This is a genomic window from Pseudomonas nunensis, assembly GCF_024296925.1.
In the GTDB taxonomy this organism is placed as follows: domain Bacteria; phylum Pseudomonadota; class Gammaproteobacteria; order Pseudomonadales; family Pseudomonadaceae; genus Aquipseudomonas; species Aquipseudomonas nunensis.
This window is the reverse complement of record NZ_CP101125.1, coordinates 1,435,222-1,459,934: the sequence shown is the minus strand read 5'-3', so window position 1 is coordinate 1,459,934 and position 24,713 is coordinate 1,435,222. Positions and strand designations below refer to the sequence as shown.

General features: G+C 60.2%; 20 protein-coding genes. 7 read left to right on the top strand and 13 right to left on the bottom strand.

Features of this window, described 5'->3' with window-relative positions; translation table 11 throughout:
• Positions 1-7: 7 nt before the first annotated feature.
• The 12 genes from NK667_RS06485 to NK667_RS06430 all read right to left on the bottom strand — a co-directional run bounded on the left by NK667_RS06485 (position 8) and on the right by NK667_RS06430 (position 15,507).
• Positions 8-1,477, bottom strand: a complete 1,470-nt coding sequence (locus NK667_RS06485) for an efflux transporter outer membrane subunit (RefSeq protein WP_054614110.1) — start codon at positions 1,475-1,477, stop codon at positions 8-10.
• On the bottom strand, positions 1,474-1,947 hold the full coding sequence (locus NK667_RS06480) for a MarR family winged helix-turn-helix transcriptional regulator (protein ID WP_054053718.1): 474 nt from the start codon (positions 1,945-1,947) through the stop codon (positions 1,474-1,476). Before NK667_RS06480 ends, NK667_RS06485 begins: the two co-directional genes overlap by 4 nt.
• 198 nt (positions 1,948-2,145) lie before the next feature.
• Positions 2,146-3,465: an OprD family porin gene (locus NK667_RS06475; RefSeq protein WP_054614109.1), complete on the bottom strand. Its 1,320-nt coding sequence runs from the start codon at positions 3,463-3,465 to the stop codon at positions 2,146-2,148.
• Positions 3,466-3,658: 193 nt separating this feature from the next.
• The gene (locus NK667_RS06470) at positions 3,659-4,492 is read right to left on the bottom strand and encodes a phosphodiesterase (RefSeq protein WP_054614108.1); all 834 of its coding nucleotides are present in this window, start codon (positions 4,490-4,492) and stop codon (positions 3,659-3,661) included.
• 25 nt (positions 4,493-4,517) lie between these two features.
• On the bottom strand, positions 4,518-5,549 hold the full coding sequence (locus NK667_RS06465) for an ABC transporter ATP-binding protein (protein WP_054614107.1): 1,032 nt from the start codon (positions 5,547-5,549) through the stop codon (positions 4,518-4,520).
• The gene (locus tag NK667_RS06460; protein ID WP_054614106.1) at positions 5,546-6,340 is read right to left on the bottom strand and encodes an ABC transporter permease; all 795 of its coding nucleotides are present in this window, start codon (positions 6,338-6,340) and stop codon (positions 5,546-5,548) included. The genes NK667_RS06465 and NK667_RS06460 overlap by 4 nt, the downstream gene beginning before the upstream one ends.
• On the bottom strand, positions 6,337-7,197 hold the full coding sequence (locus NK667_RS06455) for an ABC transporter permease (RefSeq protein WP_054616211.1): 861 nt from the start codon (positions 7,195-7,197) through the stop codon (positions 6,337-6,339). Before NK667_RS06455 ends, NK667_RS06460 begins: the two co-directional genes overlap by 4 nt.
• Before the next feature lie 9 nt (positions 7,198-7,206).
• Positions 7,207-8,211, bottom strand: a complete 1,005-nt coding sequence (locus NK667_RS06450) for an ABC transporter substrate-binding protein (RefSeq protein WP_054053726.1) — start codon at positions 8,209-8,211, stop codon at positions 7,207-7,209.
• Positions 8,195-9,214, bottom strand: coding sequence for a LacI family DNA-binding transcriptional regulator (locus NK667_RS06445; RefSeq protein WP_054614105.1), 1,020 nt, complete (start codon positions 9,212-9,214; stop codon positions 8,195-8,197). Before NK667_RS06445 ends, NK667_RS06450 begins: the two co-directional genes overlap by 17 nt.
• 184 nt (positions 9,215-9,398) lie before the next feature.
• Entirely contained in the window at positions 9,399-13,067 is a 3,669-nt protein-coding gene (locus tag NK667_RS06440; RefSeq protein WP_054614104.1) for a translocation/assembly module TamB domain-containing protein, read from the bottom strand.
• Positions 13,064-14,791, bottom strand: a complete 1,728-nt coding sequence (locus tag NK667_RS06435) for an autotransporter assembly complex protein TamA (RefSeq protein WP_054053734.1) — start codon at positions 14,789-14,791, stop codon at positions 13,064-13,066. Before NK667_RS06435 ends, NK667_RS06440 begins: the two co-directional genes overlap by 4 nt.
• A 65-nt stretch (positions 14,792-14,856) precedes the next feature.
• Positions 14,857-15,507: a GNAT family N-acetyltransferase gene (locus NK667_RS06430; RefSeq protein WP_054053735.1), complete on the bottom strand. Its 651-nt coding sequence runs from the start codon at positions 15,505-15,507 to the stop codon at positions 14,857-14,859.
• 298 nt (positions 15,508-15,805) lie between these two features.
• On the opposite strand from NK667_RS06430, the gene xthA reads away from it, so the two are divergent.
• Both xthA and NK667_RS06420 read left to right on the top strand, forming a co-directional pair.
• Positions 15,806-16,618, top strand: coding sequence for an exodeoxyribonuclease III (gene xthA, locus NK667_RS06425; protein WP_054614103.1), 813 nt, complete (start codon positions 15,806-15,808; stop codon positions 16,616-16,618).
• Positions 16,619-16,810: 192 nt separating this feature from the next.
• Positions 16,811-18,151: a substrate-binding domain-containing protein gene (locus NK667_RS06420; RefSeq protein WP_054614102.1), complete on the top strand. Its 1,341-nt coding sequence runs from the start codon at positions 16,811-16,813 to the stop codon at positions 18,149-18,151.
• A gap of 154 nt (positions 18,152-18,305) precedes the next feature.
• Here the strand turns inward: NK667_RS06420 and NK667_RS06415 are convergent, their stop codons facing one another.
• Positions 18,306-19,535, bottom strand: coding sequence for an acyl-CoA dehydrogenase (locus tag NK667_RS06415; RefSeq protein WP_054614101.1), 1,230 nt, complete (start codon positions 19,533-19,535; stop codon positions 18,306-18,308).
• A 154-nt stretch (positions 19,536-19,689) separates the two neighbouring features.
• On the opposite strand from NK667_RS06415, the gene NK667_RS06410 reads away from it, so the two are divergent.
• From NK667_RS06410 to NK667_RS06390, 5 genes are all read left to right on the top strand, one after another.
• Positions 19,690-20,619 carry a LysR family transcriptional regulator gene (locus NK667_RS06410; protein ID WP_054053742.1) on the top strand — a complete coding sequence of 310 codons (930 nt, stop codon included), beginning with the start codon at positions 19,690-19,692 and terminating at the stop codon, positions 20,617-20,619.
• A gap of 213 nt (positions 20,620-20,832) precedes the next feature.
• Positions 20,833-21,234 (top strand): MerR family transcriptional regulator, encoded by a 402-nt coding sequence (locus NK667_RS06405; RefSeq protein ID WP_054053745.1) that lies wholly within the window; start codon positions 20,833-20,835, stop codon positions 21,232-21,234.
• A gap of 136 nt (positions 21,235-21,370) precedes the next feature.
• Entirely contained in the window at positions 21,371-22,270 is a 900-nt protein-coding gene (locus tag NK667_RS06400) for a hydroxymethylglutaryl-CoA lyase (protein ID WP_054614100.1), read from the top strand.
• 634 nt (positions 22,271-22,904) lie between these two features.
• A complete protein-coding gene (locus NK667_RS06395; protein WP_054614099.1) occupies positions 22,905-23,807 on the top strand; it encodes a LysR family transcriptional regulator in 903 nt (300 codons plus the stop codon).
• Positions 23,808-23,928: 121 nt separating this feature from the next.
• The gene (locus NK667_RS06390) at positions 23,929-24,681 is read left to right on the top strand and encodes an SDR family NAD(P)-dependent oxidoreductase (protein WP_054614098.1); all 753 of its coding nucleotides are present in this window, start codon (positions 23,929-23,931) and stop codon (positions 24,679-24,681) included.
• Positions 24,682-24,713: the final 32 nt, after the last annotated feature.

The following is a 24,713-nucleotide window of genomic DNA, read 5'->3' as shown; positions in this document are numbered from 1 at the left end:
CCTTGAATTAGTTGTTCAGCTTGGCTGGAGCTGGATTGGCCGAGGCGATGGTTTCGGCCTGGAAGCCGCCGCCGAGCGCCTGCATCAATTGGATCGACAGATCGATCTGCTCGGCATTCAGGTTGGCCAGCTGACGCTGGGCCTGGAGCAATTGCTGTTCGATGCTGAGCACGTCCAGGTAATTGCCGATGCCGGAACCGTAGCGCTGGACCACGGTGTTGTAAGAGTCCTGGGCAATCTCGGTGGCGTGCTGTTGGGCACCAATCTGCCGGCCGATATCGCGCAACTGGTTGATGGTGTCGCTGACATCCCCCAGCGCCTTGACCAGGCTCTTGTTGTACTGCGCCACCGCCAGGTCATAGTCGGCGTCGCGGGCATCGAGGTTGGCGCGCAAGCGGCCGCCGTCGAAAATCGGCACCGAAATGGTCGGGGCAATATTGAAGAAGCGACTGGCCGAACCGAACATCGCGTCACCCAATAAGGATTCGGCACCGGCAGCAGCCGTCAGGTTCAAGTTGGGATAGAACTGGGTCTTGCTCGCGGCGATGTCCTTGCTCGCGGCTTCGACCCGCCAGCGCGCAGCCACCAGATCCGGGCGACGACCAAGCAATTCCGCCGGCAACACCGACGGCAAAGATACGGCGCTGGCCTGGAGAATCTTCGGCCGGGCGATTTCGTTGCCGCGATCCGGGCCTTTACCGAGCAGCACGGCCAAGGCGATTTTCGCGCTGTTCAGGCGTTTTTCCGCATCAATCAGGCTGGCTTCGGAACTGGCTTCCAGGCTTTCGGTTTGCTGGAACTGGTACTGGCTGTCGATCCCGGAGCTCAAGCGACGCTGGCTCAGATCGAGCATTTGTTTGGTGCGCTTGAGGTCTTCATTGGCCAGGTCATAGACGATGTGCGCCTGCCCCAAATCGCTGTAGGCGCGGGCGACGTCGGCGGACAAGGTCAGTTGCGCGGCTTGCTGATCGACTTCGGCGGCGCGGGCCTGGCCCAACGCAGCTTCCCAGGCGTCACGCTGACCGCCCCAGAGGTCGAAGTTGTAATTGAAGCTGGCGCTGATATTACGCACGGTGGCGTAGGCATCGCCCTGCCCGCGTGGGTCCTGATCCTTGGCCAGGCGCGAACGGCTGATGCCGGCGCTGGCATCGAGGGTCGGCATCCTATCGGCATCGGCGGCATACGCGGCGGCGCTGGCCTGATGGGCGCGGGCTTCGGCGATTTGCATGTCGGGGCTGTCGTGCAGGGCTTCGCGGATCAAGCCGTCGAGTTGTGGGTCGCCGAGGCTTTTCCACCAGTCGCTTTTCGGCCAGGCCGCCGGCGACAGGGTCACGCCAGTGAGGGATTGCCCGGCCTTGAGGCTTTTCGCATCGACGCTTTTGCCTTCGGTGTGCAAGCCACTGTAGCTGGCGCAACCGGCCAGGATCATGGCCGACAGCACCAGGCTCAGGCCTGTACGCAAGGTTTTACTGCTCATTTGTCACCTACCCGCAGCAGGGTGATCGAGTCACCGGCTGCCACCAAGATTTTCTTCAGGATCTGTTCCAGGGTGCTCAACTCGTCCGGCGTGATGGCGCCGGCCAGTTCATTCATGGCGTCGGCACCGATATACGGCAGACGGTCAGCCAGTTGCTGGCCCTGTTCGGTCAGTACCAGTTGCACCTGTCGACGGTCGGCCTCGGAGCGTTGGCGAGCGAGGAAACCTTTCTGTTCCAGACGATCGAGCATGCGCGTCATCGAACCGCTGTCCAGCGACAGGTGGCGGCACAGCTCGGCCGGGGTATCGACGCCGAACTGAGCCATGATGATCAGCACTTTGAACTGCGCGGCGGTGATGCCGTGGGGTTCCATGTGCGTGTCGATGATCCGGTCCTTGAGCAGCGCGGCGCGCCCGAGCAAAAGGCCGAGATGGCAATGCTTGAATTGTTCCGGGGTGAAATGCTTCATCTGGACACCAATTAGCTGCCTAGGCAGAGAATGTATGTCGAGATGTTACTGCCTAGGCAGCGAATGTCAACGTAATAGTTAGGATGCTTTGTATTTAGCGGATAAATGGCGGGGAGAACGGGGAGGCAAATCGTCGACTGGATCAGGTTCACGCACGCAATCGTGAACCTGTCCGCCGATAGGCTTTGAGCCGGGGGCTTACATCAGAGGAATGGAATAGCTCACGATCAGGCGATTCTGATCCTGGTCGCGGGCAATATCGCTGCGTGACATTGCGTTGCGCCAGCCGAAACCGACGTTCTTCAACGCGCCACTTTGAATCACATAATCCAAGGAGATATCTCGCTCCCATTCGCCTGCGTCCTTACCGCTGGCCGTCTGAATGTTGTCGCCCTTGAGGTACATGACTGACGCCTTCAGGCCTGGAACGCCCAGCGCAGCGAAGTCGTAGGCGTATTGCGTGAAGGCGGTTCGTTCGCCGGCCTGAATGAAGGTCTGAATGGTGCGGTCGGTGTACAGATAAAGACTGGCGCCGCCCTCGCCTTTGCCCACCAATCCACCCTGATTGAGTTGCGCAAAGTTGCTGTCATCGGAAACGCTTTGATAACCCGCGGTGATGGCATGGCCGCCTAACGAGTAAATGAACGCAGCGCTCCAGGTATCGTTGTCGATTTCACCCGTCCCGCCCTTGGTGTAACCACCAAACTTGTAGCCATTGGCGCGACCGGCGGCACTGCTGTTCTTGCCATCGGAGGTGGTCTTGAAATAACGCAGGTCGGTTTTCAGCGAACCGTATTCACCCAACGGCAATACATGCAATAAACCAGCGAAGTGCTGTTGGTAATAATCTTCGAGATTGGCGTAGTAATACTGGGCCGTCAGGTCTTTAGTCAGTTTGTAATCACCGCCGGCAAAGGTGAACTTATTGCTTTCCTGAGTGGCACCCGCCACCGCAAGGCCGGCGCTGTCGCTGGAACCGCGACCAGTAGCATGTTCAAGTTGGCCGGCGGTAAAGGTCAGGTTATCGAGTTCATTACTGGTGACCTGGCCGCCTTCAAAGGTTTGCGGCAGCAGTCGGCCATCGTTCGCCACCAGGATCGGCAACTTCGGCTGCAAGGTGCCGTAGCGCAACTCGGTCTTGGAGAAGCGCATCTTTGCCGTCGCGCCGACACGGCTCCACTGATCCGTGGCCTTAGCGCCATCGCTGGGGATCATTGAACTGCCGACATGCCGTCCTTCACCGCTATCGAGCTTGATCCCAAGCAAACCGATCGCATCCAGACCGAAGCCCACAGTACCGTCGGTAAACCCCGACTGATAGTTGAGCATGAAGCCCTGGCCCCACTCTTCGGTTTTCGACGGCGCGGCGGCTCCGTCGCGGTTATCGTTATTGAAATAGAAGTTACGCAAGTTCAAGTTGGCTTTACTGTCATTAATGAAATCAGCAGACGCCAAGGGACTCAGGGCCATGCCCAAACCGCCGGTCAAAAAACTTAATACTTGAAACGAGGCTTTCATCAGGGCGAACTCCAGCGCAGAAGCCATGTTCTGTGCGCAGTAAAAAAGACAGCAGGAAGCGCCGGGCCCACCAAGGGGTAAGCCCGTGCATTAAGTCATCAGTGAGATAAACGTCGTGTAACCGTACTTAAGTGGCCGTCGTTAACACCTCCCCAAGTTCAATAAGGACAGCATCGTCATCGTCCTGGTGTTATCAGTCGATCAATCCATGAACGTCATAAAACGGATAAGGCCCGGCGTATTCGCCGAACACGGCGTTGTGGGTAACCAGACCGTATTGCGGATGCCAGCGATGCACCAGGTACCCCGCCGGTTCCAGATTGAAATGTGCCGGCGCGGATGCCTCCAGATCCAGCACGATCTGGTGGGAAGTGCCGGGGCACACACAACTCAGTGAGCCGCCGAAGCGACGCTGCATCGGCCGATGCAGATGCCCGCAGAGCAAGCGCTCTATCTGTGGATGGCGAGCGACGAGCGCTTCCAGCGCGGCAGCGTTAACAAACGACTCTCGGTCCATGTGGCCGATACCGGTGATAAACGGCGGATGATGCAGAATCAACAGCGTCGGTACATTGGGCCGACGGGACAGTTGCTCATCGAGCCAGCGCAACTGGCTGTCCAGCACCTGACCGCCATGCGCGCCCGGGCGGGTCGAGTCCAGGCCGATCAGGCGCACCGGGTGATCCTCGACCACCCAATCGAGCGGCGCATTGGCGTCCGTCGGCAAATAGCGGTGATGGGTAAATCCCGCGAGTAACTGCTCGCGATCATCGTGATTACCGGGTACCAGGTAGACCGGCATGTGCAATCGCGCCAGTTCGCGCTTCAACACCGCGTATTCATCGGGACGGCCGAAATCCACCAGGTCGCCGCTGATGACCACGATGTCGGGGCGCGGCTGGCTGGCATTCAAATGATCGACCGCGCGCCGCAACGCACCCAGGCAATCGACCACGCCGTAGGTCAGCTTTTGATCGGCTTTAAGGTGCAAATCGCTGATCTGCGCAATAAGAAACGGACTGTTCAAAATAAGTGCTCTTAAACAAAAAACATTACGAATGCAGGGTGAACAACACGTGCGGTTCGATGGCCAGGGCAATCAGCGCGCCGGTGGCATGGATGACGCCGTCAGCGCTGTCGACCAACAATGGCTGTTCAGCCCCGATGTCCACCAACAGGCGGCTTTGCGCCCCCTGGAAAAACTGCCCGACCAGACGACCACGCACATGCCCGGCACCGTCCATCACCCGTAAATGCTCAGGACGGCAGTACACCGTCTTCGGCACGGGAATGCCCTTCCAGGGCAACTCGCCGCCGCTGACCTTCAAGCCATGGGCGGTCGGTTCGATCACCGGGAATGCATTGAGGTTGCCGACGAAACTGGCGACAAACGCGTTGGCGGGTTGCTGATAGATGTCTCGCGGCGTGGCCATCTGCGCGACGCGTCCGCGCTCCATGACCAGGATTCGATCCCCCAGCGCCATGGCCTCGCCCTGGTCGTGCGTCACAAACACCGAGGTAATGCGCAAGCTGCGCAGCAGTTGATCAAGCTCGCTGCGCAGCCGTTCGCGCAACTGTGCATCCAGCGCCGCCAACGGCTCATCAAGCAGCAATACCCGAGGCCGGGGTGCCAACGCTCGGGCCAGAGCCACCCGCTGACGCTGGCCGCCGGACAACTCATGAATACGGCGTTTGCCGTGATCTTGCAGGCCGACCAGTTCCAGCAACTCGGCGCAACGCTTGTTGCGTTCGGCGGGCGACAGGCCTCTTATCTTCAGGCCGTAAACAATATTGCCGGCCACGTCCAGGTTCGGAAACAACGCGTAATTCTGAAACACCATGCCCACGTCGCGACGCTCGATGGGCAGGCGTGTGACGTCGCTGTCGGCAAAGAAAATCTGCCCGACATCCGGGCGCTCAAGGCCGGCGATCATGCGCAACGTGGTGGTTTTACCGCAACCGGACGGGCCAAGGATCGCTAGGGTTTCACCGGCCTCGATGGTCAGGTTCAAATCGTCTACAGCAACAGTGCCGTCAGAGAACGCCTTGCGGCAACCCTGCAGGCGAATAGTGGTTCCGGTCATCGACGCTCTCCACGAGAAAGACGGGCGCTGATGGCCTGCAACGCAATCAGCAGCGGCACGATCATCAACAGAAATATGAGGGTGTAAGCGCTGGCCACTTCCAGCCGCGCCGAGGCATAGCTGTCGGCCAGGCCCACCGGCAAGGTCTTGGTCATTGGCGTGTGAAGCATCCAGGTCAGGTTGAACTCACCCAGCGACAGGGTGACGACCATCAGCACCCCGGCCAGTATCCCGGCCCGGCAATTGGGCACCACCACGCTGAAAAAACGCTTGATCGGCCCGGCACCCAGGCTCGCCGCCGCTTCTTCGAGCGTCGGCAGTTGCTGGCGCTGCATCACCGCCATTACCGGGCGCACCAGAAACGGCAGAGTGAACAGCACATGGCCCACCAGGATGAACAGCCAACTGCGGCGAAATTCGCCGAATTGCCCATAGGTCAGCAGCAGCGCCAGGGCGCTGGCCAAGCCCGGCATCGCCACGGGCAGCACCATCAGTTCTTCAAACGCGTGGCTGAATCGGTTGTTCATCCGCACCAGGGCATAGGCCGCCGGCACGCCGATCAGACAAACGCACACGGCACAGGCAACCGCCAATTGCAGCGATAACCAGACCGTCGGCGAGTAGCTTTGCCAGACCTGAATCAACCAGTCGAACGTCAGCCCACTGGACACCCCGACGAAGTAATTGCGCGTCAGCCCCGCCAGCAACGACATCAGCACGGGCACCAACATGAAGGCACAGACCAACAGGGTAAAAACCAGTTGTGCGATAAACAGCGTTGTTCGTTTCACAAAACCGTCCCCGACTGTTTGGCCACGCGCCGTGCCAGTAACAGCACCGCCCAGGTGACTGCCCCGAGGATGACTGACAGTGCAGCGGCCACTGTGAAATTGGCATAGTTGGTGAACACGTTATAGATCGCCACGGGGGTCACGTTCAGCCGCGTGCCCAAGGTGAACGCGGTGCCGAAAGCGCCCATCGACGTCGCGAAACATATGGCGCCGCAGGACACCAGCGCGGGCGCCAGCCCCGGCACGATCACGTCGCACACCACCCGCCAATGCCCGGCACCGAGTGAATGCGCGGCTTCTTCCAGGCTGCGATCAAGGCTTTCACACGCGGCCATCACCGTGAGAATCACCCGCGGAATCGAGAAGTACAGATATCCAATGAACAACCCCGTCAGCGAGTAAGCGAAAATCCAGCGCTCACCCGCCAGCTCCAGGCCCAGCGCGGCAAACAGGCCTTGTCGACCCGCCAGCAGAATTACCAGAAAGCCGACCACCACCCCGGGAAACGCCAGCGGAAACGTCAGCAACGCAACCAACGCCGAGCGCCCGAAGAACTGTTGGCGAGCGAGAAACACCCCGCTGATGCCACCGACCAACAACGCCGCCAGTGTCACCGCCGCCGCCAGGACGCAGGTCTGCACCAGGCTGCCCAGGTATTGCGCACTAGTCAGCACTTGCCAATAGCCGCTGTCGCTGCCATCGCGCCCTTGCCCGCCCAGCACAATCAAATGCGCCAGCGGCAACAGCCAGAACGCGAGCAGGACCGCCGCTGCCGGGGCCAGCGCCCAGGCAGCCGTCGGTCGCCAGCGCTGAAAAACATCACGGCGGGGCGAGGCCTCCAGCGCGTTGAGCTGCACAGTCGTCACTTACTTGACCTCACTCAGATAACGCGCAGCAAAGGCTTCCTGCACCGCCGCCATTTTTTCGTAATCGACCACACCCGCGCGGGCGTAGTCACTGTCTGGCAGAAACTGCGCGGCGACGTCGGCCGGCATCTTCATCTCGCGAACCGGGCGCAGATACGCCTTGGCCCACAACGCCTGCCCCTGATCGGACAGCACAAAATCCAAAACCTTTTCGGCGTTGGCGCGATGCGGCGCGTTGTCCACCACGCTCATCACGTAAGGCACGCTGATGCTGCCTTCTTTGGGGATCACGAAAGCGACGTTGGCCTTGTCTTTGTAGCGCGCGCGGTAAGCGTTGAAGTCGTAGTCGACCAGAATCGGCAGCTCGCCGGAAAGCACCCGCGCATACGCGGTTTGTTTCGGCACAATGGGTGCGTTTTTCGCCAGTTTCTGGAAGTAATCGATGGCCGGCGCGAAGTTATCCAGGGTCCCGCCCATGGCCTGATTGATAGCGACCGCCGACACGTAACCGACGAATGCACTCGACGGATCGAGGTAGCCGACCATGCCTTTGTACTCAGGCTTGAGCAGATCAGCCCAGCTCTGCGGAACCGGCAAGCCACCCAGCGCATCGACGTTGACCATGATCCCCAACGTGCCGGAATGAATCGCAAACCAGTGCCCCTGCGGGTCTTTCAATCCCGTCGGAATCTGCTCCCAGCCCTTGGGTTTATAAGTCCCGACCACCCCGGCTTTTTGTGCCTGCAAACCGAACGTGACGCCGTAATACACCACGTCCGCGACTGGCGCAGCGTGCTCGGCAACCAACTGCGCGAGGGACTGACCAGAGTTTTTGTTGTCCAGCGGGACCTGCACGCCGGTGGTGTCGGCAATGGCTTTGAGTTGGGTACCCCAGTCCGCCCATTCCGGCGGACAGTTGTAGCAAATCGCCGTTTCAGCGGCCTGGGCCAGGCTGGCCAAACCGCACAGCCATAACGCTGCCAGGGTTTTAGTGAAGCGGATCATCGAGTTTCTCCTCGTAGGGTTGAGTACTTTCGCCTGGCCGGACATGGCAAGGCAGGCAATGGGAAACCGGGGCGGCGCCAGCAATTTGCGCCAGCAACTGTTCAATCACCGTGCTGGCCAGCGTCGCAATCGGCTGCACCACACTGCACAGCGAGGGGTGCATTTGCGTGCCGAGGGCAATACCGTCAAAACCGATCACAGACATTTGCCGAGGCACATTCCAGCCGTGCCGGCGCAGCTCGGCGATCAGGCTGATCGCCAGCAAATCGTTGGAACAGACCAACGCGCTGGGCGCCTGTGGTCCGGACAAAAAAGGTTGAAGGGCGGCGAAATCGGCCTGGGTATGGGCGGGCATTTCGATCACCGGCAAGCTGTCGAGGCCGTGCTCACGCATCGCGTCGCCATAACCGGCGTAACGCAAACGGGCACGGTCGGACTGCAATGCCGGGCCGGCGACCATGCCAATCCGCCGATGCCCCGCGTCCAGCAAGTAACGCGTGGCCAGTGCCATCCCGGCGCGGTTGTCGACCGACACCGCGCTGTAATCAGGATTGCCCGGTTGGTGATAAGCCAGCACAAACGGCGTGTCCTCGCTGGCGAGGCTTTGCAGCACGCGGTTGCTTTCGGCATCGGTGACCGTCAGCACCAGCCCATCAACTCGCTGGCGCAACAACTCCTCGACGACCGAGCTTTCACGCTCGCTGTTGTAATCGGTGGTCGCCAGCAACAAGTTGTAGCCGCGCAAACGCGCGGCCCGCTCCATGGCCTGGAACTGCTCGGCGAACACCGGGTTGAGAAGATTGGGGACCACTACCCCGATCAGGTTGGTGGTTTGCAAACGCAGTTGGCGGCCGAGGCGATTGGGCCGAAAACCCAGTTCGCGGGCAGCGGCGAAGACTTGCTCGCGGGTCGCCGGACGCACCACTTCGGGGGAGGCGAAGGTCCGCGCGGCAGTCGCCCGCGATACACCGGCCAGTCGTGCAACTTCTTTCAAGTCAGTCATTGTCACTCGCTTGAGATCGATCTCATTGGCGAGGACATTACTCAGCGAACATGGCGTTCACGCGATAAACGAATGACATTTTGATGTCAGGCGCACCTCTGATGACGGCACCGCCCCCCAGCAATGTGGGGGGCGGCTTGATCACGAAATGCGCGACTGGGTCTTTCTGGAAGGTGCCGGAAGTTTAGAAATCCCGCTTGTAGAAGATGTCCAGCGAACTGGCCACGCCGCTGGCCACTTCCACGTAAACCTTTTTGCTCAGCTTGTAGCGCAACGCAATGGTGCTCGCCGGCTCAAACACGCCAACGCCATAACGCAAACTGAGTTTCTCGGAGATGTTGCCGCTGGCCACCACGCTGGTCGCGTCGCCGCTGCCTTGGGTGTCGAGCTGAAAATCCTGGATTCCCAAGTCCTTGGCCAAACCGCTGGTTACCCCGGAGCTGCCCATCAAGCCCAACCCGAGCGCGGCCTGGGCGAGCATGTTGTTGTCTTCACCGCTGGTGCTTAACGGACGCCCCAGCACCAGATACGACAACGCCTGCTCCTGGCTCATCGCCGGCTCGGAGAAGATCTGCGTGGTCGGCTGCTCGGCGCTGCCGCTCAAGCGGATGCCGGCGATGATGTCGTCAGTCTGGCGAATCGCTTCGATGTCCAGATACGGCTGATCGATCGGCCCGGCAAACAACAGCCGCGCGCGCCGTACCGTCAGGCGCTGGCCATAGGCGCGGTAGCGACCGTCGTTAAGCCAGAGTTCGCCACGGGTGTCCATGTTGTCGCCGATGTGCACATACCCCTGCAGATTCGCGGTCAGGCCAAACCCGGCGAAGCTGAGTTTGTCGTCGCCGACCACCACATCGATGTCCATTTTCATGGCGACCGGCGGTTTGCCCGCTTCGGTCTGCGCGCCGACGATGATCGTGTCATCGGAGACCTTGACCGTCGAGGGCGGCAACTCGCGCACGGTGATCTCGCCCTTGGGCACCAGCACTTTGCCGGCGATGGCCAGTTCGTCGCCCTTCATCGAGATTTTCAGGTCCGGCGCCACTTCAAGCTTGGCGTAAGGCTCGACAGTGACCGGCAATTGCGTGCCTTTGAGCGCCAGATCCACCACCAGCGCCTGACCCCACGCGATGTTGCCGTTCAGACTGCCCTGCCCGCTCTTGCCGCTTTTCCAGCCGCCGTTCAGTTGTACAGTTTCACCGGCGATCACCGCTTGCAGCTGCAAGGCTTGCAGCTCCATCGGCAATTCAGCCCCGGACACTTCGCCGTCGCTGAGTATCAGGTTGCCGTTGACCAGCGGCGCCAGCAACCCGCCGGACAGCGTGCCGCTGCCATTCAGGCGACCGTTGAGTTTCTCGACCATCGGCACAAACGGCCGCGCCACTGACAGGTCCAGACCGTTGAGACGGAATGAACCGGTCAGCGGTTTGTTCTTCGCCAGCGGGTTGATCTGCGCCTGCACCATCAATTCGCCGAGCTTGCCGCCGACGAAGTTGAGGTCGGTGTCGATCCGCTTGGGCGTGAGTTTGCTGGTGAGTTTCAGGGTCTGGTACGGGAAGTCCAGCCACTGATCCTTCTCTTTCATGCGCAAGGTGCCGCCGCTGGCATCAATGCTGACCTGACCGTTCGGGCCACTGGCCGGCAAGTCCAGTTGCAGATCGGCGTTGAGCTTGCCCTTCCAGGCGAAATCCTTCGGCAACCACTGGGCGAGGCTGTCGATCGGGAATTGCTTGAGGTGATAACGCAACTTCGGTTCCGGCATTAACCGTTGGTCTTCGCCGCACAAACTGGCCTGACCGGACATCCAGCAATGCGCACCGAAGTTGATTTTGCCGTCCGCCAGCCGTTCAAGCTTGGCCGGGCCTTGCAGCTTCCAGTCCTGGCCGCCAGCCTGGATATCGCCGCTGGCCAGGCGTCCGCGCCAGTTGCCTTTATCCAGTGCGCCGTCGAGGCCGAGAGCGAGTTTCAGCTGTGGGCCTTGCAGGTCGAGGCTGAGTTTCTGGTTCTTGATATCGCCCTGGCCGCTGGCAGTCAGCGTCCCCAGCGAAGTGTCGCCAGCCTGAATGCCGCTGCCCTTAAGGTCGATCTTCGCCCGTTGCGCACTGTCGAGCGTCGCATCGAGGTTCAAGCTTTGCAGGCGATTGTCTTCGAAGGCCAGTTGCGAGCCTTGCAACCCGAGCTTGCCTTGAGGCGCCTTGAGCGTGCCGGCGACATCCACCCGACCATTGAGCTGACCGCGCAGTTGCGGCCAGAGTTGGGCCAGGCGCGGCAGCTTGATGTCGATCTGCCCGGCAAGTTTCTGTTGCAGGCTGCCCTTGCCGTTGATGCTGTTATCGCCGAGGCGAATCTGCAACGCATTAAGGTTCCATTGCTCCCCGGCGCCATCGGCCTTGGCCTGGATCACCGCCGGTTGGCCGCGCAGCTTGCCTTTCAAATCGAGGTCGGCGCTGAGGCTGAGCTTCTCGTTCTTCATCTCGCCTTTGCTGCGCAACGGTCCGGCCAAGGTGCCCGGCAACTCCGCTATCCAGTACGCCGGGTTGATCGCCGACAGGTCCAGCGCGGTGTCCCAAGCGATGCCATCGGCAAATTGCAGGTTCAGGTGGCCTTCGGCCTTGCCCTGCCCGGCTTCGAGCTGGAATTGTTGCAGGTAGATTTTCGTCAGGTCGCCGGCGAACGGGCTGCTCAGGCTGAACGCCCCGGCCGGACCGTCCAGCGCGGCTTTGAAGTTGCCGAGGTATTTGCCGTCGGTGTAAGACACTTCGCCGTTGAAACTGCGCAATGCGACCTGCGGCTCGTCGATCAGCGGATAGAGGCGATGCCACGGGAAGTCCTGCCAGTCGATCTTCGCCTGGGCGCTGAAGCCTTTGCTCCAGTCGAGGTTGCCGGTGAGCTTGAGGCTTTGCTTGTCGTTGGCGGTCAGGTCGAGGCCGGCGATCTGCGCGCCCTTGGCGTCGACCTTGCCTTGCAGCAACAACGCGACCGGGCCTTTTTCGGCGGGCAGCGTGGCTTTGCCGAGCAGTTGGTAACCGTTTTTCAGGTCGCCGTCGCCGGTGAGTTCCAGTTGATTGAGTTGCAGGGTGTCCGGCAGATCAGCGGCAGGCTTGAAGCCGTCGGCGGTGATTCGCACCTTGGCTGGCAGGTTTTCCACCAGTGGTTGCAATTCGCCGGTCAGTTGCCCGTTAAGGTAGCCACTGCTGTCGGCTTTCAGATTCAGGGTTTTCAGCAAGTCGCCGTCAACCTTCAGGGCCAGCGTCCAAGGCGCGGGCGTCGACAGGGTCAGCTTGCCTTCGGCGGTCAACGGCCAGTTGCCGCCGGGTTGCAGCAGGCCCGAGAGGTTCAGGCTCAGGTCGTCGCGCTGCAATTGCACGGAATCAATCTGCAAACCTTTCGCGGTCCAGTGCGCCGCCAGTTGCAGGCCCTTGAGTTCTTCGCTGCCATTGAACAACAGACTGCCGACCTTAACGTCGCCCAGCTCAATCGCCAGCGGCAACTTCAAGTCTGGAAGCGTGATCGGGCCGCTGCTTGCTTCTTCGGTGCCCGGCGGAAATTGCAGGCTGACCTGATCGGCCTGAAGTTGATCGATGCACAGGGTCATGCGCGTCAGGCACAGCGGCGACCAGGCGAAAATCACCTTGTCCAGCTCAACCCGGCTGCTGTCCTGCTGCCACAACAGATGATCAGCGCTCCACTGCCCGCCCAAACGACCCTGGAAATTATCCACGCTCAGACCCGGCACAAACCCGAGCGCCCAGCGACTGCCGGTCGCCGTGCCCAGCACTGTGGCCACGGCCAGGACGATCAACATCAGCAGCGCCAGAAGCGCCGCCAGTGAAATTTTCAAACCACGCTTCACAGCTCAGGCCCCATGGAAAAGTGCAGTCGAATGCCGCCGTCGTCGTCCATCGCGTGGGCCAGGTCGAGGCGGATCGGCCCTACCGGCGAAACCCAGCGCACGCCGATACCGACACCGGTCTTGAGGTTTGGCAGTTCGAGTGTATTGAAGGAGTTGCCCTGGTCGATGAAGGTTGCGACCCGCCATTTCTCGGCGATGGAGTATTGATACTCGACGCTGCCGGCAATCATGTAGCGGCCACCGATGCGGTCGCCCTCGGAGTTTTCCGGGGACAGGCTCTGATAGTCATAACCGCGCACGCTCTGATCGCCACCGGCAAAGAAACGCAAGGACGGCGGCACCGATTTGTAACCGTTGGTGGCGCTGCCGCCGACCTGCACCCGCCCGAGGAAGCGGTGTTTGTCGAAAACGGTGGTCAGGCCTTTTACCAGCGCGGTGCCGTACAGCAAGTTGGTGTCCGAACCGAGCCCTTCCTTCGCCACTTTGGTTTCGAAAGTCAGGCGATAGCCGTTGTGCGGGTCGATGCGGTTATCGCTTTTCAGGTACGAATAGCTAACGCCGGGCATCAGCAAGGTGCTCAAGCCGGAGTCATCGCCGAGGGTATATTCCTCGCGCTGCCATTTGAGCGACACCACCCGCTGCCAGCCGCTGGGCAACTTGCTGTGCCATTCCGGGCCGAGGGTCAGCAGCTTGCTCACGGAATCGGTGTCGGCAATTTCTTCGTATTGATAACCGGCGGCCCAGCGCAGCTTGTCGGTGAGCGGCGGGTCCAGCGGAATGTCGTAGAACACCCCGACGTTCTGCCGTGGCGCCGACACTTCGGCTTCCCAGCCATAGCTGTCGCCTTGGGGATTGACCCAGTGCCGGGTCCAGTTGGCCTTGATCCGGGGGCCAACGTCGGTGGAGTAACCCAAGCCGAGGCCCATGGTGCGCGGCTTGCGGGTGTCGAGCTTGACCGCCACCGGGATCACATCGTCCTTGGACGCGGTCGGCGCCGCGTCTACGCGCACGCCTTCGAAATAGCCGCTGGATTGCAGGGCCTGGTTGAGTTCGGCGATCAGTTCGGAGTCATACGGCGCGCCGGCCTTGAACGGCACCATGCGTTGCAGCAGGTCTTCGTCGAACGGCGTATCGCCTTCGAACGTGACCTTGCCCAAGGCGTAGCGCGGGCCGCTGTTGTAGATAAGTTCAACGTCAGCCACACCGGCGCGCGGGTCCACCAGGAGTTTCTGGCTGGCGAAATAGCCGCTGAAAAAACCGAAGCGCGAGGCCTGGTTCTGGATCAGGCGCTTGGCGTCTTCGTAATGCCCATGATTGAGCACCGCGCCTGGCTTGAGCAGCTCCGGCGGCGGTTTGCGAAAGGATTTGAGGGAGGCGGCAGGCCCGTCGATGCGCACGGTGACGTTGCGCAAATGGATCGGTTCGCCGGGGTCGATCTTCAGCGTCAGGCGCGGCTTCTCGCCGCCCTTCACTTCGCTGTCGATCTGCGGCTGGTAATACCCCAAGGCCTGGGCGGCCTTGCGCGCCTGTTCCTCGGCGCCGCGACTGAAGCGCAGCAAAGCTTCCTCGTCACGATCGCCGAGGCTGCCGATATAGCCCTCTATATTGGCTTTCAGTTCATCGTTGGACGGTTTGATCCGCACATCCAATTCACTTTGCGCCAGCGCCGCGCAGCTGGATAACAGCATGAGCACGCCACTGGTAAATCTTCCTGGAAACTTCATAGGCGCGGATGCTATCACGAGCTTGAGAGCGTGATAGAGCCTGGGGTGCCGTGAAAGTTCTACCTTTATGCCGTGGCTGTTTGTAACACCTGGGGATTGGCGTGAAAAAACACGTGCTCGCGGATCGGTCCTACCGCCACTTCGCCAATTTCCTCGTAGCCCTGACGCTTATAGAACTCCAGATAGCGAGGATTCCCGGTGTCGAGGATCACGCCTTCCGAGTGTTCATCCACTGCGCACCAGTTATGAACGGCTTGCAGCAGTTGTTCGCCGAAGTGTTTTCCCTGGAATTGCGGGTGAATCCCCAGCAATGGCAACACGTGCACGGCGTCGGACGGCACGCAGGCAGCAACCGCATCGTGGTATTCGAGGTAGCGACGGGTGCAGCGGAACCCCGTGCTGAGCACCATGCGCAGGCGCCAGGCCCAGCTTTCGGTGATGCCCAGCCGACGTTGCGGCGGCGCAATCAGAGCGATGCCGATCAGGCGGTCGTTGACCAGCAGGCCGATGGCCGGCAAATCCTGGAGGAAGTGTTGTTTGACCAGTTCGCGCACTGTGGCCCGTACACGTTGCTCATAGCCGGGGCGCTCGGCTTCGAACAGGTAGCCGAAGGTCGGCTCGTGGCGGTAAGCCTGGTACAGCAAGGAGCGGGCTTCGCGGGAGTAGCCGCTGTCGAGCATGTGGATATCGGCAATGGCGGTCGAGGTTTCAGGCATAACGGTAGATCTCCCCGGGGCACCGTTCAAATGACGGCGCTCTTCTGGTTACGAGCCTATAGCGCTGGCACAGTTCCGTTCTGATCCGAATCAGTGTTGCAGCTCAGGCCGTCTTCGCGAGCAAGCCCGCTCCCACACAGGTATAGACCAGACTCATCCCCTGTGGGAGCGGGCTTGCTCGCGAAGGGGCCATTTCTGACGACACATCTCCTACGACCAAACACGAATCCCCTCACCCCAACACTGGCCCCATTCCTACATGTCAGCTAGCATCGCCCTTTTGCCAGGACTGCCGACCATGAAGATCGTCTCCTTCAACATCAACGGGCTGCGCGCTCGCCCGCATCAGCTGGCGGCGCTGATTGAAAAGCATCAACCGGACGTTATCGGCCTGCAGGAAACCAAGGTCCACGACGACCAATTCCCGCTGGCCGAGGTTCAGGCGCTGGGTTATCACGTGTATTTCCATGGCCAGAAAGGCCATTACGGCGTCGCCATTCTGTCGCGCCAGGAACCGCTGGCCCTGCACAAAGGCTTCGCCACCGATGAAGAAGACGCTCAACGGCGTTTCATCTGGGGCACCTTCGCCGACGCCAATGGCGTGCCGGTGACGATCATGAACGGCTATTTCCCACAGGGCGAAAGCCGCGACCACCCGACCAAGTTCCCGGCCAAGCAACGTTTCTACAACGATTTGCAGCACCTGCTGGAAAGCCAGTTCAGCAATGAACAACCAGTGGTGGTGATGGGCGACGTGAATATTTCCCCGGAAGACTGCGACATCGGCATCGGCCCGGACAACATGAAGCGCTGGCTGAAAACCGGCAAATGCAGCTTCCTGCCTGAGGAGCGCGAGTGGATGGCGCGCCTGAAGAACTGGGGCCTGGTGGACAGCTTCCGTCACCTCAACCCGGACGTGGCCGACCGTTTCAGCTGGTTCGACTACCGCAGTCGCGGGTTTGAAGACGAGCCCAAGCGCGGGCTGCGGATCGACGTGATCATGGCGTCCCACGGTTTGTTGCCACGGGTGAAGGATGCCGGCGTGGATTACGATTTGCGCGCGATGGAAAAACCGTCGGATCATGCGCCGATCTGGCTTGAATTGAGCTGATCCTTCGAAATTAACACTAATCCACTGTGGGAGCGGGCTTGCTCGCGAAGGCGGAGTGTCAGTCAACACCCATATTGACTGACCCACCGCCTTCGCGAGCAAGCCCGCTCCCACATTTGGAATGCTGTCATCTTTCGGAAACTTTACTGACTTATTCTCCCGGCACTTCCTTTGGCTTATTAAGGTGCCGGCATGACGCTGCGCGTATTGTTCCTGTTAATGGTGTGTCTCAACCTGCCGTTAACGGCCACCGCCAGTGACCTGCCAACTCCCGAACACGGCCCGGTCCTGCGCATTCAGGGCTCCAACACCATCGGTGCGGACTTGGGCCCGGCGCTTGTCATCGGGTTGATGCAGGAGCAAGGCCTGCTCAAGGTGCACAGCGAAACCCCGGACAAGGCCAACGAACAGCGGATCGTCGGGCAGACCGCCCAAGGTCGGCGGGTGGTGGTCGAAGTCGCGGCCCACGGTTCCAGCACCGGTTTCACGGCACTGAAAAATGCCACCGCGGATCTCGCCGCCTCATCGCGCCCGATCAAGGACAGCGAACTGGCGGACCTCAAATCCCTCGGCGATCTGAAAAGCCCGAATGCCGAACAAGTCATCGCCATCGATGGCCTGGCAATCATCCTGCACCCGCAAAATCCGCTGAATCAGCTCAACACCGAACAACTGGCGCGGATCTTCAGTGGCGAGGTCAGCACGTGGGAAGAACTCGGCGGTATCGGTGGGACGATTCATCTGTATGCGCGGGATGACCAGTCGGGCACCTACGATACGTTCAAGGAATTGGTCCTCAGTCGGCGTGGGAAAACCCTGAGCAGCGCGGCGAAACGTTTCGAGTCCAGCGAGCAATTGTCCGACGCGGTCAGCCTCGATCCGCAGGGCATCGGTTTTATCGGCCTGCCCTATGTGCGTCAGGCCAAAGCGGTGGCGATTGTCGATGGGCAGTCGCAAGCGATGTTGCCGCTCAACAGTTTGATCGCCACCGAAGACTATCCGCTGTCCCGGCGACTGTTCTTTTACCTGCCACCCAGTGGGAAAAATCCCTGGGCCGAGGCGTTGGTGGCGTTCGCGCAAAGCAGCAAGGGCCAGGCGATTGTCGCGGCCAATGGCTTTATCGCCCAAACGGTGCAGGCGATGGCGGTCACGCCGAATGCGCTGATGCCCGAGGGTTATCAGGCCCTGAGCCGGCATGCCCAGCGGTTGACGGTGAATTTTCGCTTCGAAGAAGGCAGCGCGAGCCTGGACAACAAGGCCCGACAGGACTTGTCCCGGGTGCTCGACTATATAAAGCAGCACGACAAAGCCAACCGTGAGGTGACGCTGGTGGGATTTGGCGATGCCAAGAGCGATCCTGCGCGGGCCGATCTGCTGTCGAAACTGCGGGCGATGGCGGTGCGGCGGGAATTGGTGAAAAGCGGCGTGGTGTTTCGCGAGATTCGCGGCTTTGGCGCCGAGATGCCGGTGGCGGCGAACAGTGCGGATGAGGGACGGATCAAGAATCGGCGGGTTGAGGTTTGGGTTTATTGAAGCCGCGTGCGAACAAATGTGGCGAGGGGGCTTGCCCCCGTTCGGCTGCGCAGCAGTCGTAAATCATCCATCGCGATTTTTCAGAAAAAACGCGGTGGATGGTTTTGGGTCCGCTTCGCGGTCCAACGGGGGCAAGCCCCCTCGCCACAGGGGATTAGTGCCCGCTACGCATCATCTCTTTCGGCACATATTTGCCGATTTCGAATTTGCCGATCGCCGCGCGGTGCACTTCGTCCGGGCCGTCGGCCAGGCGCAGGGTGCGTTGCATGGCGTACATGTAGGCCAGCGGGAAATCGTTGGACACCCCTGCCCCGCCATGAATCTGGATCGCCCGGTCAATCACGCGCAAGGCGACGTTCGGCGCGACAACCTTGATCTGTGCGATTTCGCTCTTGGCGATCTTGTTGCCCACGGTGTCCATCATGTAAGCGGCTTTCAACGTCAGCAGCCGCGCCATGTCGATTTCCATCCGCGAGTCGGCGATCTTGTCGATGTTGCCGCCCAGTCGCGCCAACGGCTTACCGAACGCAGTACGGCTCACCGCGCGTTTGCACATCAATTCCAGCGCACGCTCGGCCATGCCAATCGAGCGCATGCAGTGGTGAATCCGGCCAGGGCCAAGGCGACCCTGGGCGATTTCAAAGCCGCGTCCTTCGCCCAACAGGACGTTTTCGTACGGCACCCGGACATTTTCGAACAGCACTTCGGCGTGGCCGTGGGGTGCGTCGTCGTAACCGAACACCGGCAACGGCCGCACAATCTTCACGCCCGGCGTGTCCACCGGCACCAGGATCATCGAGTGCTGGGCGTGGCGTGGCGCATCGGGATCGCTCAGGCCCATGAAGATCAGGATCTTGCAGCGTGGATCGCAAGCGCCTGAGGTCCACCATTTTTTGCCGTTGATCACCCACTCGTTGCCATCACGCACAGCGCGGGCAGCCATGTTGGTGGCGTCGGACGAAGCCACGTCCGGCTCGGTCATGGCGAACGCCGAGCGGATCTCGCCGCGCAGCAGCGGTTCGAGGTAACGCTGCTTCTGTTCTTCGTTGGCGTAACGCACCAGCACTTCCATGTTGCCGGTGTCCGGCGCGGAGCAGTTGAACGGCTCCGGACCGAGCAGCGAGCGACCCATGATTTCCGCCAACGGCGCGTATTCGAGGTTGGTCAGGCCGGCGCCGAGCTCGGACTCAGGCAGAAACAAATTCCACAACCCTTCAGCCTTGGCCTTGAGTTTGAGCTCTTCCATGATCGCCGTCGGCTGCCAGCGATCGCCTTCTGCGACCTGACGCTCGAACACGGCTTCAGCGGGATAAACGTAGGTGTCCATGAACGCGGTCACGCGCTCACGCAGTTCCTGAACCTTGGGCGAATAAGCGAAATCCATGAGCATTTACCTTCTTGGGCAGAGGTTGTTTAGGTCATGCAATCGATGCTAGAACAGCTACGAAAATTTACCTAGCCTATTCTCGGCGTGTATTAACATTCATCACCGATATATGATCGGGTGATTGAGACCCCAACAATAAGAGTGCCGCGCAATGAATCTGAGCAAGGTCGACCTCAACCTTTTCATCGTCTTCGACGCGATCTACACCGAAGCCAACCTGACCCGTGCCGGGCAGATTGTCGGCATTACCCAGCCTGCGGTCTCGAACGCTCTGGCCCGTCTGCGCGAGACGTTCAACGACCCGTTGTTCGTGCGCACCGCCCAAGGCATGGTGCCCACGCCCATGGCCCAGAACATCATCGGCCCGGTGCGCAACGCCCTCTCGCTGCTGCGGGTGTCGGTGCAGGAAAGCCGCATTTTCAACCCGTTACAGGCGGTCAAGACCTACCGCATCAGCATGACCGACCTCACCGAAGCGGTGATCCTGCCGCCGCTGTTCCAGCGCCTGCGCCGCCTCGCGCCGACCGTGATCATCGAAAGCTTCCTGTCCAAGCGCCGCGAGACCACCAAGGAACTGGCGGCCGGTCGCCTCGACTTCGCGGTGGATGCGCCGCTCAACACCGACCCGCAAGTGCGTCACGTCAAGTTGATGGAAGACCGCTACGTGTGCGCCATGCGCAAGGGCCATCCGCTGGCGGGCAAAGAGAAATTCACCCTAGATGATTACCTTTCACTGACCCACATCCACATTTCCAGCCGCCGCAGTGGTTTGGGGCATGTTGACCTGGCGCTGGGGAAAATGGGGATCCAGCGCAAGATCGCCCTGCGCTCCCAGCATTATTTGATGGCGTCCCAGGTGTTGCAGCAGACCGATATGGTCATGACCGTGCCGGAGCGTTTTGCCCGTCGGCATGACCTGCAAGCGTTCAACCTGCCGGTGAATGATGTGCCGCCGGTGGAGACTCACCTGTACTGGCACGAAAGCACCGACCAGGACCCGGCCAACCGCTGGATGCGCGAGCAGATGATCGAGTTGTGCCAACAGGTGACGGCGCATGAGAAGAAGCTCGATAAGGTGTAGGACGTTGGCTTTGGACCGCGTTATCGTTCTTCGCGAGCAAGCCCGCTCCCACATGAGATCTTCAGTGAACACAATATTTGTGGATTACAGAGATACCCTGTGGGAGCGGGCTTGCTCGCGAAGAGGCCAGCCGCAACACCACAAACCCATACCCCTTGACGTAAACGTCAACCTGCCATTAGCTTAGCGCCATGACCTTCTTCGAGCGCGCCCATGAGCAGCCAGACCTACAGCATCTCCGACCTCGCCCGCGAGCTCGACATCACCACCCGGGCCATTCGCTTTTATGAAGAGCAAGGCTTGCTCAGCCCCGAGCGCCGTGGCCAGGAACGCATCTATTCGCCCCGCGACAAGGTCAGCCTGAAGCTGATCCTGCGCGGCAAGCGCATCGGTTTTTCCCTGGCCGAATGCCGCGAGCTGATCGAACTCTACGACCCCACCGGCGGCAATCAGAAACAACTGCAAACCATGCTGACCAAGATTGCCGAGCGTCGCGAGCAACTTGAGCAACAGATGCTCGACATCGAGCAGATGAAGCTGGAACTGGATACGGCGCAAGAGCGCTGCACCCAGGCGCTGGAGCAGACGATCAAGAGTCAGGAAGCCATTCAATAACCACAACGATCCCCTGTGGGAGCGGGCTTGCTCGCGAATGCGGTTTCACATTCAACATTGATGTTGGCTGATAGACCGCCTTCGCGAGCAAGCCCGCTCCCACAGGGTTCTCGGAACATTCAGAAGGTCCATCACCATGCCCCTCCCCACCCACGTACGCCTGATCGAAGTCGGCCCCCGCGACGGTCTGCAAAACGAAGCACAGCCCATCAGCGTCGCGGACAAGGTGCGGCTGGTCGATGCCTTGAGCGCCGCCGGCCTGGGCTATATAGAAGTCGGCAGTTTCGTTTCGCCCAAGTGGGTGCCGCAAATGGGCGGTTCCGCCGAGGTCTTCGCGCAGATCCAGCGCAAACCCGGCGTAACTTACGGTGCATTGGCGCCAAACCTGCGCGGATTTGAAGACGCCATCGCGGCCGGGGTCAAGGAAGTCGCGGTGTTCGCCGCCGCGTCCGAAGCGTTCTCCCAGCGCAACATCAACTGCTCGATCAGCGAAAGCCTGGCGCGCTTCGTGCCAATCATGGAGGCGGCCAAACAACACGGCGTCAGCGTGCGCGGTTACGTGTCGTGTGTGCTGGGCTGCCCTTACGAAGGTCACGTCGCGCCGGAGCAAGTCGCCCTGGTCGCTCGCGAGCTGTATGCCATGGGCTGCTACGAAGTCTCGCTGGGTGACACCATCGGCACCGGCACTGCGGGCGCGACCCGCAAAATGTTCGAAGTGGTTTCGGCAGACGTTCCGCGCGAAAAACTCGCCGGGCATTTCCACGACACCTACGGCCAGGCCATGGCCAACATCTACGCCAGCCTGCTCGAAGGCATCGCGGTGTTCGACAGCTCTATCGCCGGCCTCGGCGGTTGCCCGTACGCCAAAGGCGCCAGCGGTAACGTTGCCACCGAAGACGTGGTGTACCTGCTCAACGGCCTCGGGATCGAGACCGGCATCGACCTCGACGCCTTGATTCTCGCGGGCCAACAGATTTGCAGCGTGCTGGGTCGTCCGACCGGTTCGCGCGTGGCCAAGGCTCGCAGCGCGCAGTAACGGCGTGGATGTGTCCGGGTGTTACCGTTGCGTAAGAAACGTGGGGGACAAGCGAGTAACACGGAAACAAATTGTCGGATTTTACCTGAGCGAAAAACCTTACAAAAAATCAACTCGTTGATTTATAAGGAATTTTTAAACTTGGCACGGCTTCTGCTATCTCTATTGCATAACAAGAACAAAAAAAGCGGCAAACCTAATAAAAATAAGACGTAACGACTCTGACATAACAAAAACAACACGGCAGAGACGCAGCTAACAGATTTTTTTGGAGAAGGTGTGCTTTTCAGGGTGCTTTTCGGAGTAACCCGCAACCGGGCAGAGAACAATAAAACTACCCTCAGGTAGCTCCCGAACTGGTTGGATCGCTTGGCGAAAAAGTAGATCAGCGCTCAAAAAAATACGTTTGCTCTTGATCCCGGATGGGGATCGACAAAAATAGCGGTAAAGGGCCACGGTTGCCAAAAACAACAACAGACCGCCCCTCAATAATAAAAAAAGAGCACGCGCAACGACAAATTAAAGGGGAGCTTCGGCTCCCCTTTGTGCTTTCTGGCGTTTACCCCTCTCCCACATTCCTACTGCCCTCGGTTTGCCGTTATTCTCTGGGCTTTTACCGGGAATCCCCACGCTTATGGACATGTTCCAGGCCATGCAGATTTACACCCAGGTGGTCGATACCGGCAGTTTCAAGAATGCTGCCGACGCCTTGCAACTGCATCGCCCGGCCATTACCAAAGCCATCCAGCAACTGGAAAAGACCCTCGAAGTCCGCCTGCTCAACCGCACCACGCGCAAAATCAGCATGACCGCCGAAGGCGAGCGCTTCTATGAACAGTGCTCGAAAATCCTCGGTGACGTCGCCTCGACCCTGGCCACGTTTTCCCATGACGCCGAAAGCCCGAAAGGCAAACTGCGTCTGGATTTGCCGGTCACCTTGGCCAAAGAAGTGATCATCCCGGCGCTGCCGGACTTTCGTGCGCGCTACCCGGACATCGAACTGGTGATCGGTTGCGGTGATCAGGCCGTGGACATGATCAATGAAGGCATTGACTGCGTGGTGCGCCTGGGCGAACTGTCGGATTCCAGCAACATTGCGCGGCGGATCGGCGCCGTACCGATGCTGACCTGTGCATCGCCGGCCTATCTGGCCCGCGAAGGCACACCCACTGGGCTTTCGGACCTGAACCGGCATCTGGCGGTGAATTACTTTTCCGGGCCCACGCGAAAAATCATGGACTGGCAGTTTTTCATCGACGGAGAAACGGTGCCCATCCGTTTGAAAAGCGGGATTCAGGTCAACGACTCCGAAGCCTTTCTCGCCTGCGGCCTGGCGGGACTGGGCCTGCTGCACGGGTTGCAGTTGTCGTTGCAGCCGTTTCTCGACAGCGGCGAGTTGGTGGCGGTGCTGCCGCAATTGCAGGCGTTGCCGAAACCGATTTCGGTGCTGTACCCCAACAAGCGTTATCTGGCGCCCAAGGTCCGGGTATTCATCGAATGGCTGAGTGAACTGCTGCAGCAAAAGGGCCTAGCCTGAAGCATTGTTATTTTTCTGATAACAATGAAAACCCAGAATCGCTATTTTTCTTTCCAATCCCGCCGCCTATCGTTCGCTCCACCGGTGCACTTTGCACCACTACCTTTCGAACGGAGGCAACATGGACCTGAAACTCAACGGCAAGACCGCCCTGGTCACCGGCGCCAGCATGGGGCTGGGTCGCGCCATCTGCAAAACCCTCGCCGCTGAAGGCGTCCAGGTCATGGGCGTGGCCCGCAGCGCTGACTTGCTGCAAAGCCTGGTCGAAGAAATCCGCGACGCGGGCGATCTCGTGCCACTGAGGCTGATCCAAGACTTCGTCGCCCCGGACGCGCCACAGCGCATTGCCGCCGCCGCACTGGAGCGCCTGCAACATGTCGACATTCTGATCAACTGTGCCGGCGGCAGTCGCCCAATGGCCATTGATGCGCCGGAAAGTGAATGGATTGAGGGCATGACCCTGAATTTCGACCGTCATCGGCAACTGACCCAGCAATTGCTCGCGCAGTTCATCGAGCGCAAAAGCGGCACGATCATCAACATCAGCGGCAACCTGGAGCCGGAAGTGGTAAACGCCGCGATCGTCGCCAAGGCCGGATTGGTGGCGTGGTCCAAAGGGCTTTCCGAGCAATTGGGTCAGTACGGTGTCACCGTCAATTGCGTACAGCCGGGCCTGATCGACACCGCGCAAATCCGCCGCCTCTATCCCGGCGACGCCCGGCGCGACTTCGCCGAACGCAACATCGCCCTCGGCGATTTCGGTGAGCCGATTGACGTGGCCAACGCCGTGACCTTCCTCGCCTCGCCGCTGGCGCACTACATCACCGGGACCATCGTGACCGTGGATGGCGGTATGCGCGGTTACTCGTTCTGATTGGACTCAAGGAGATTTCCACCCATATTCCT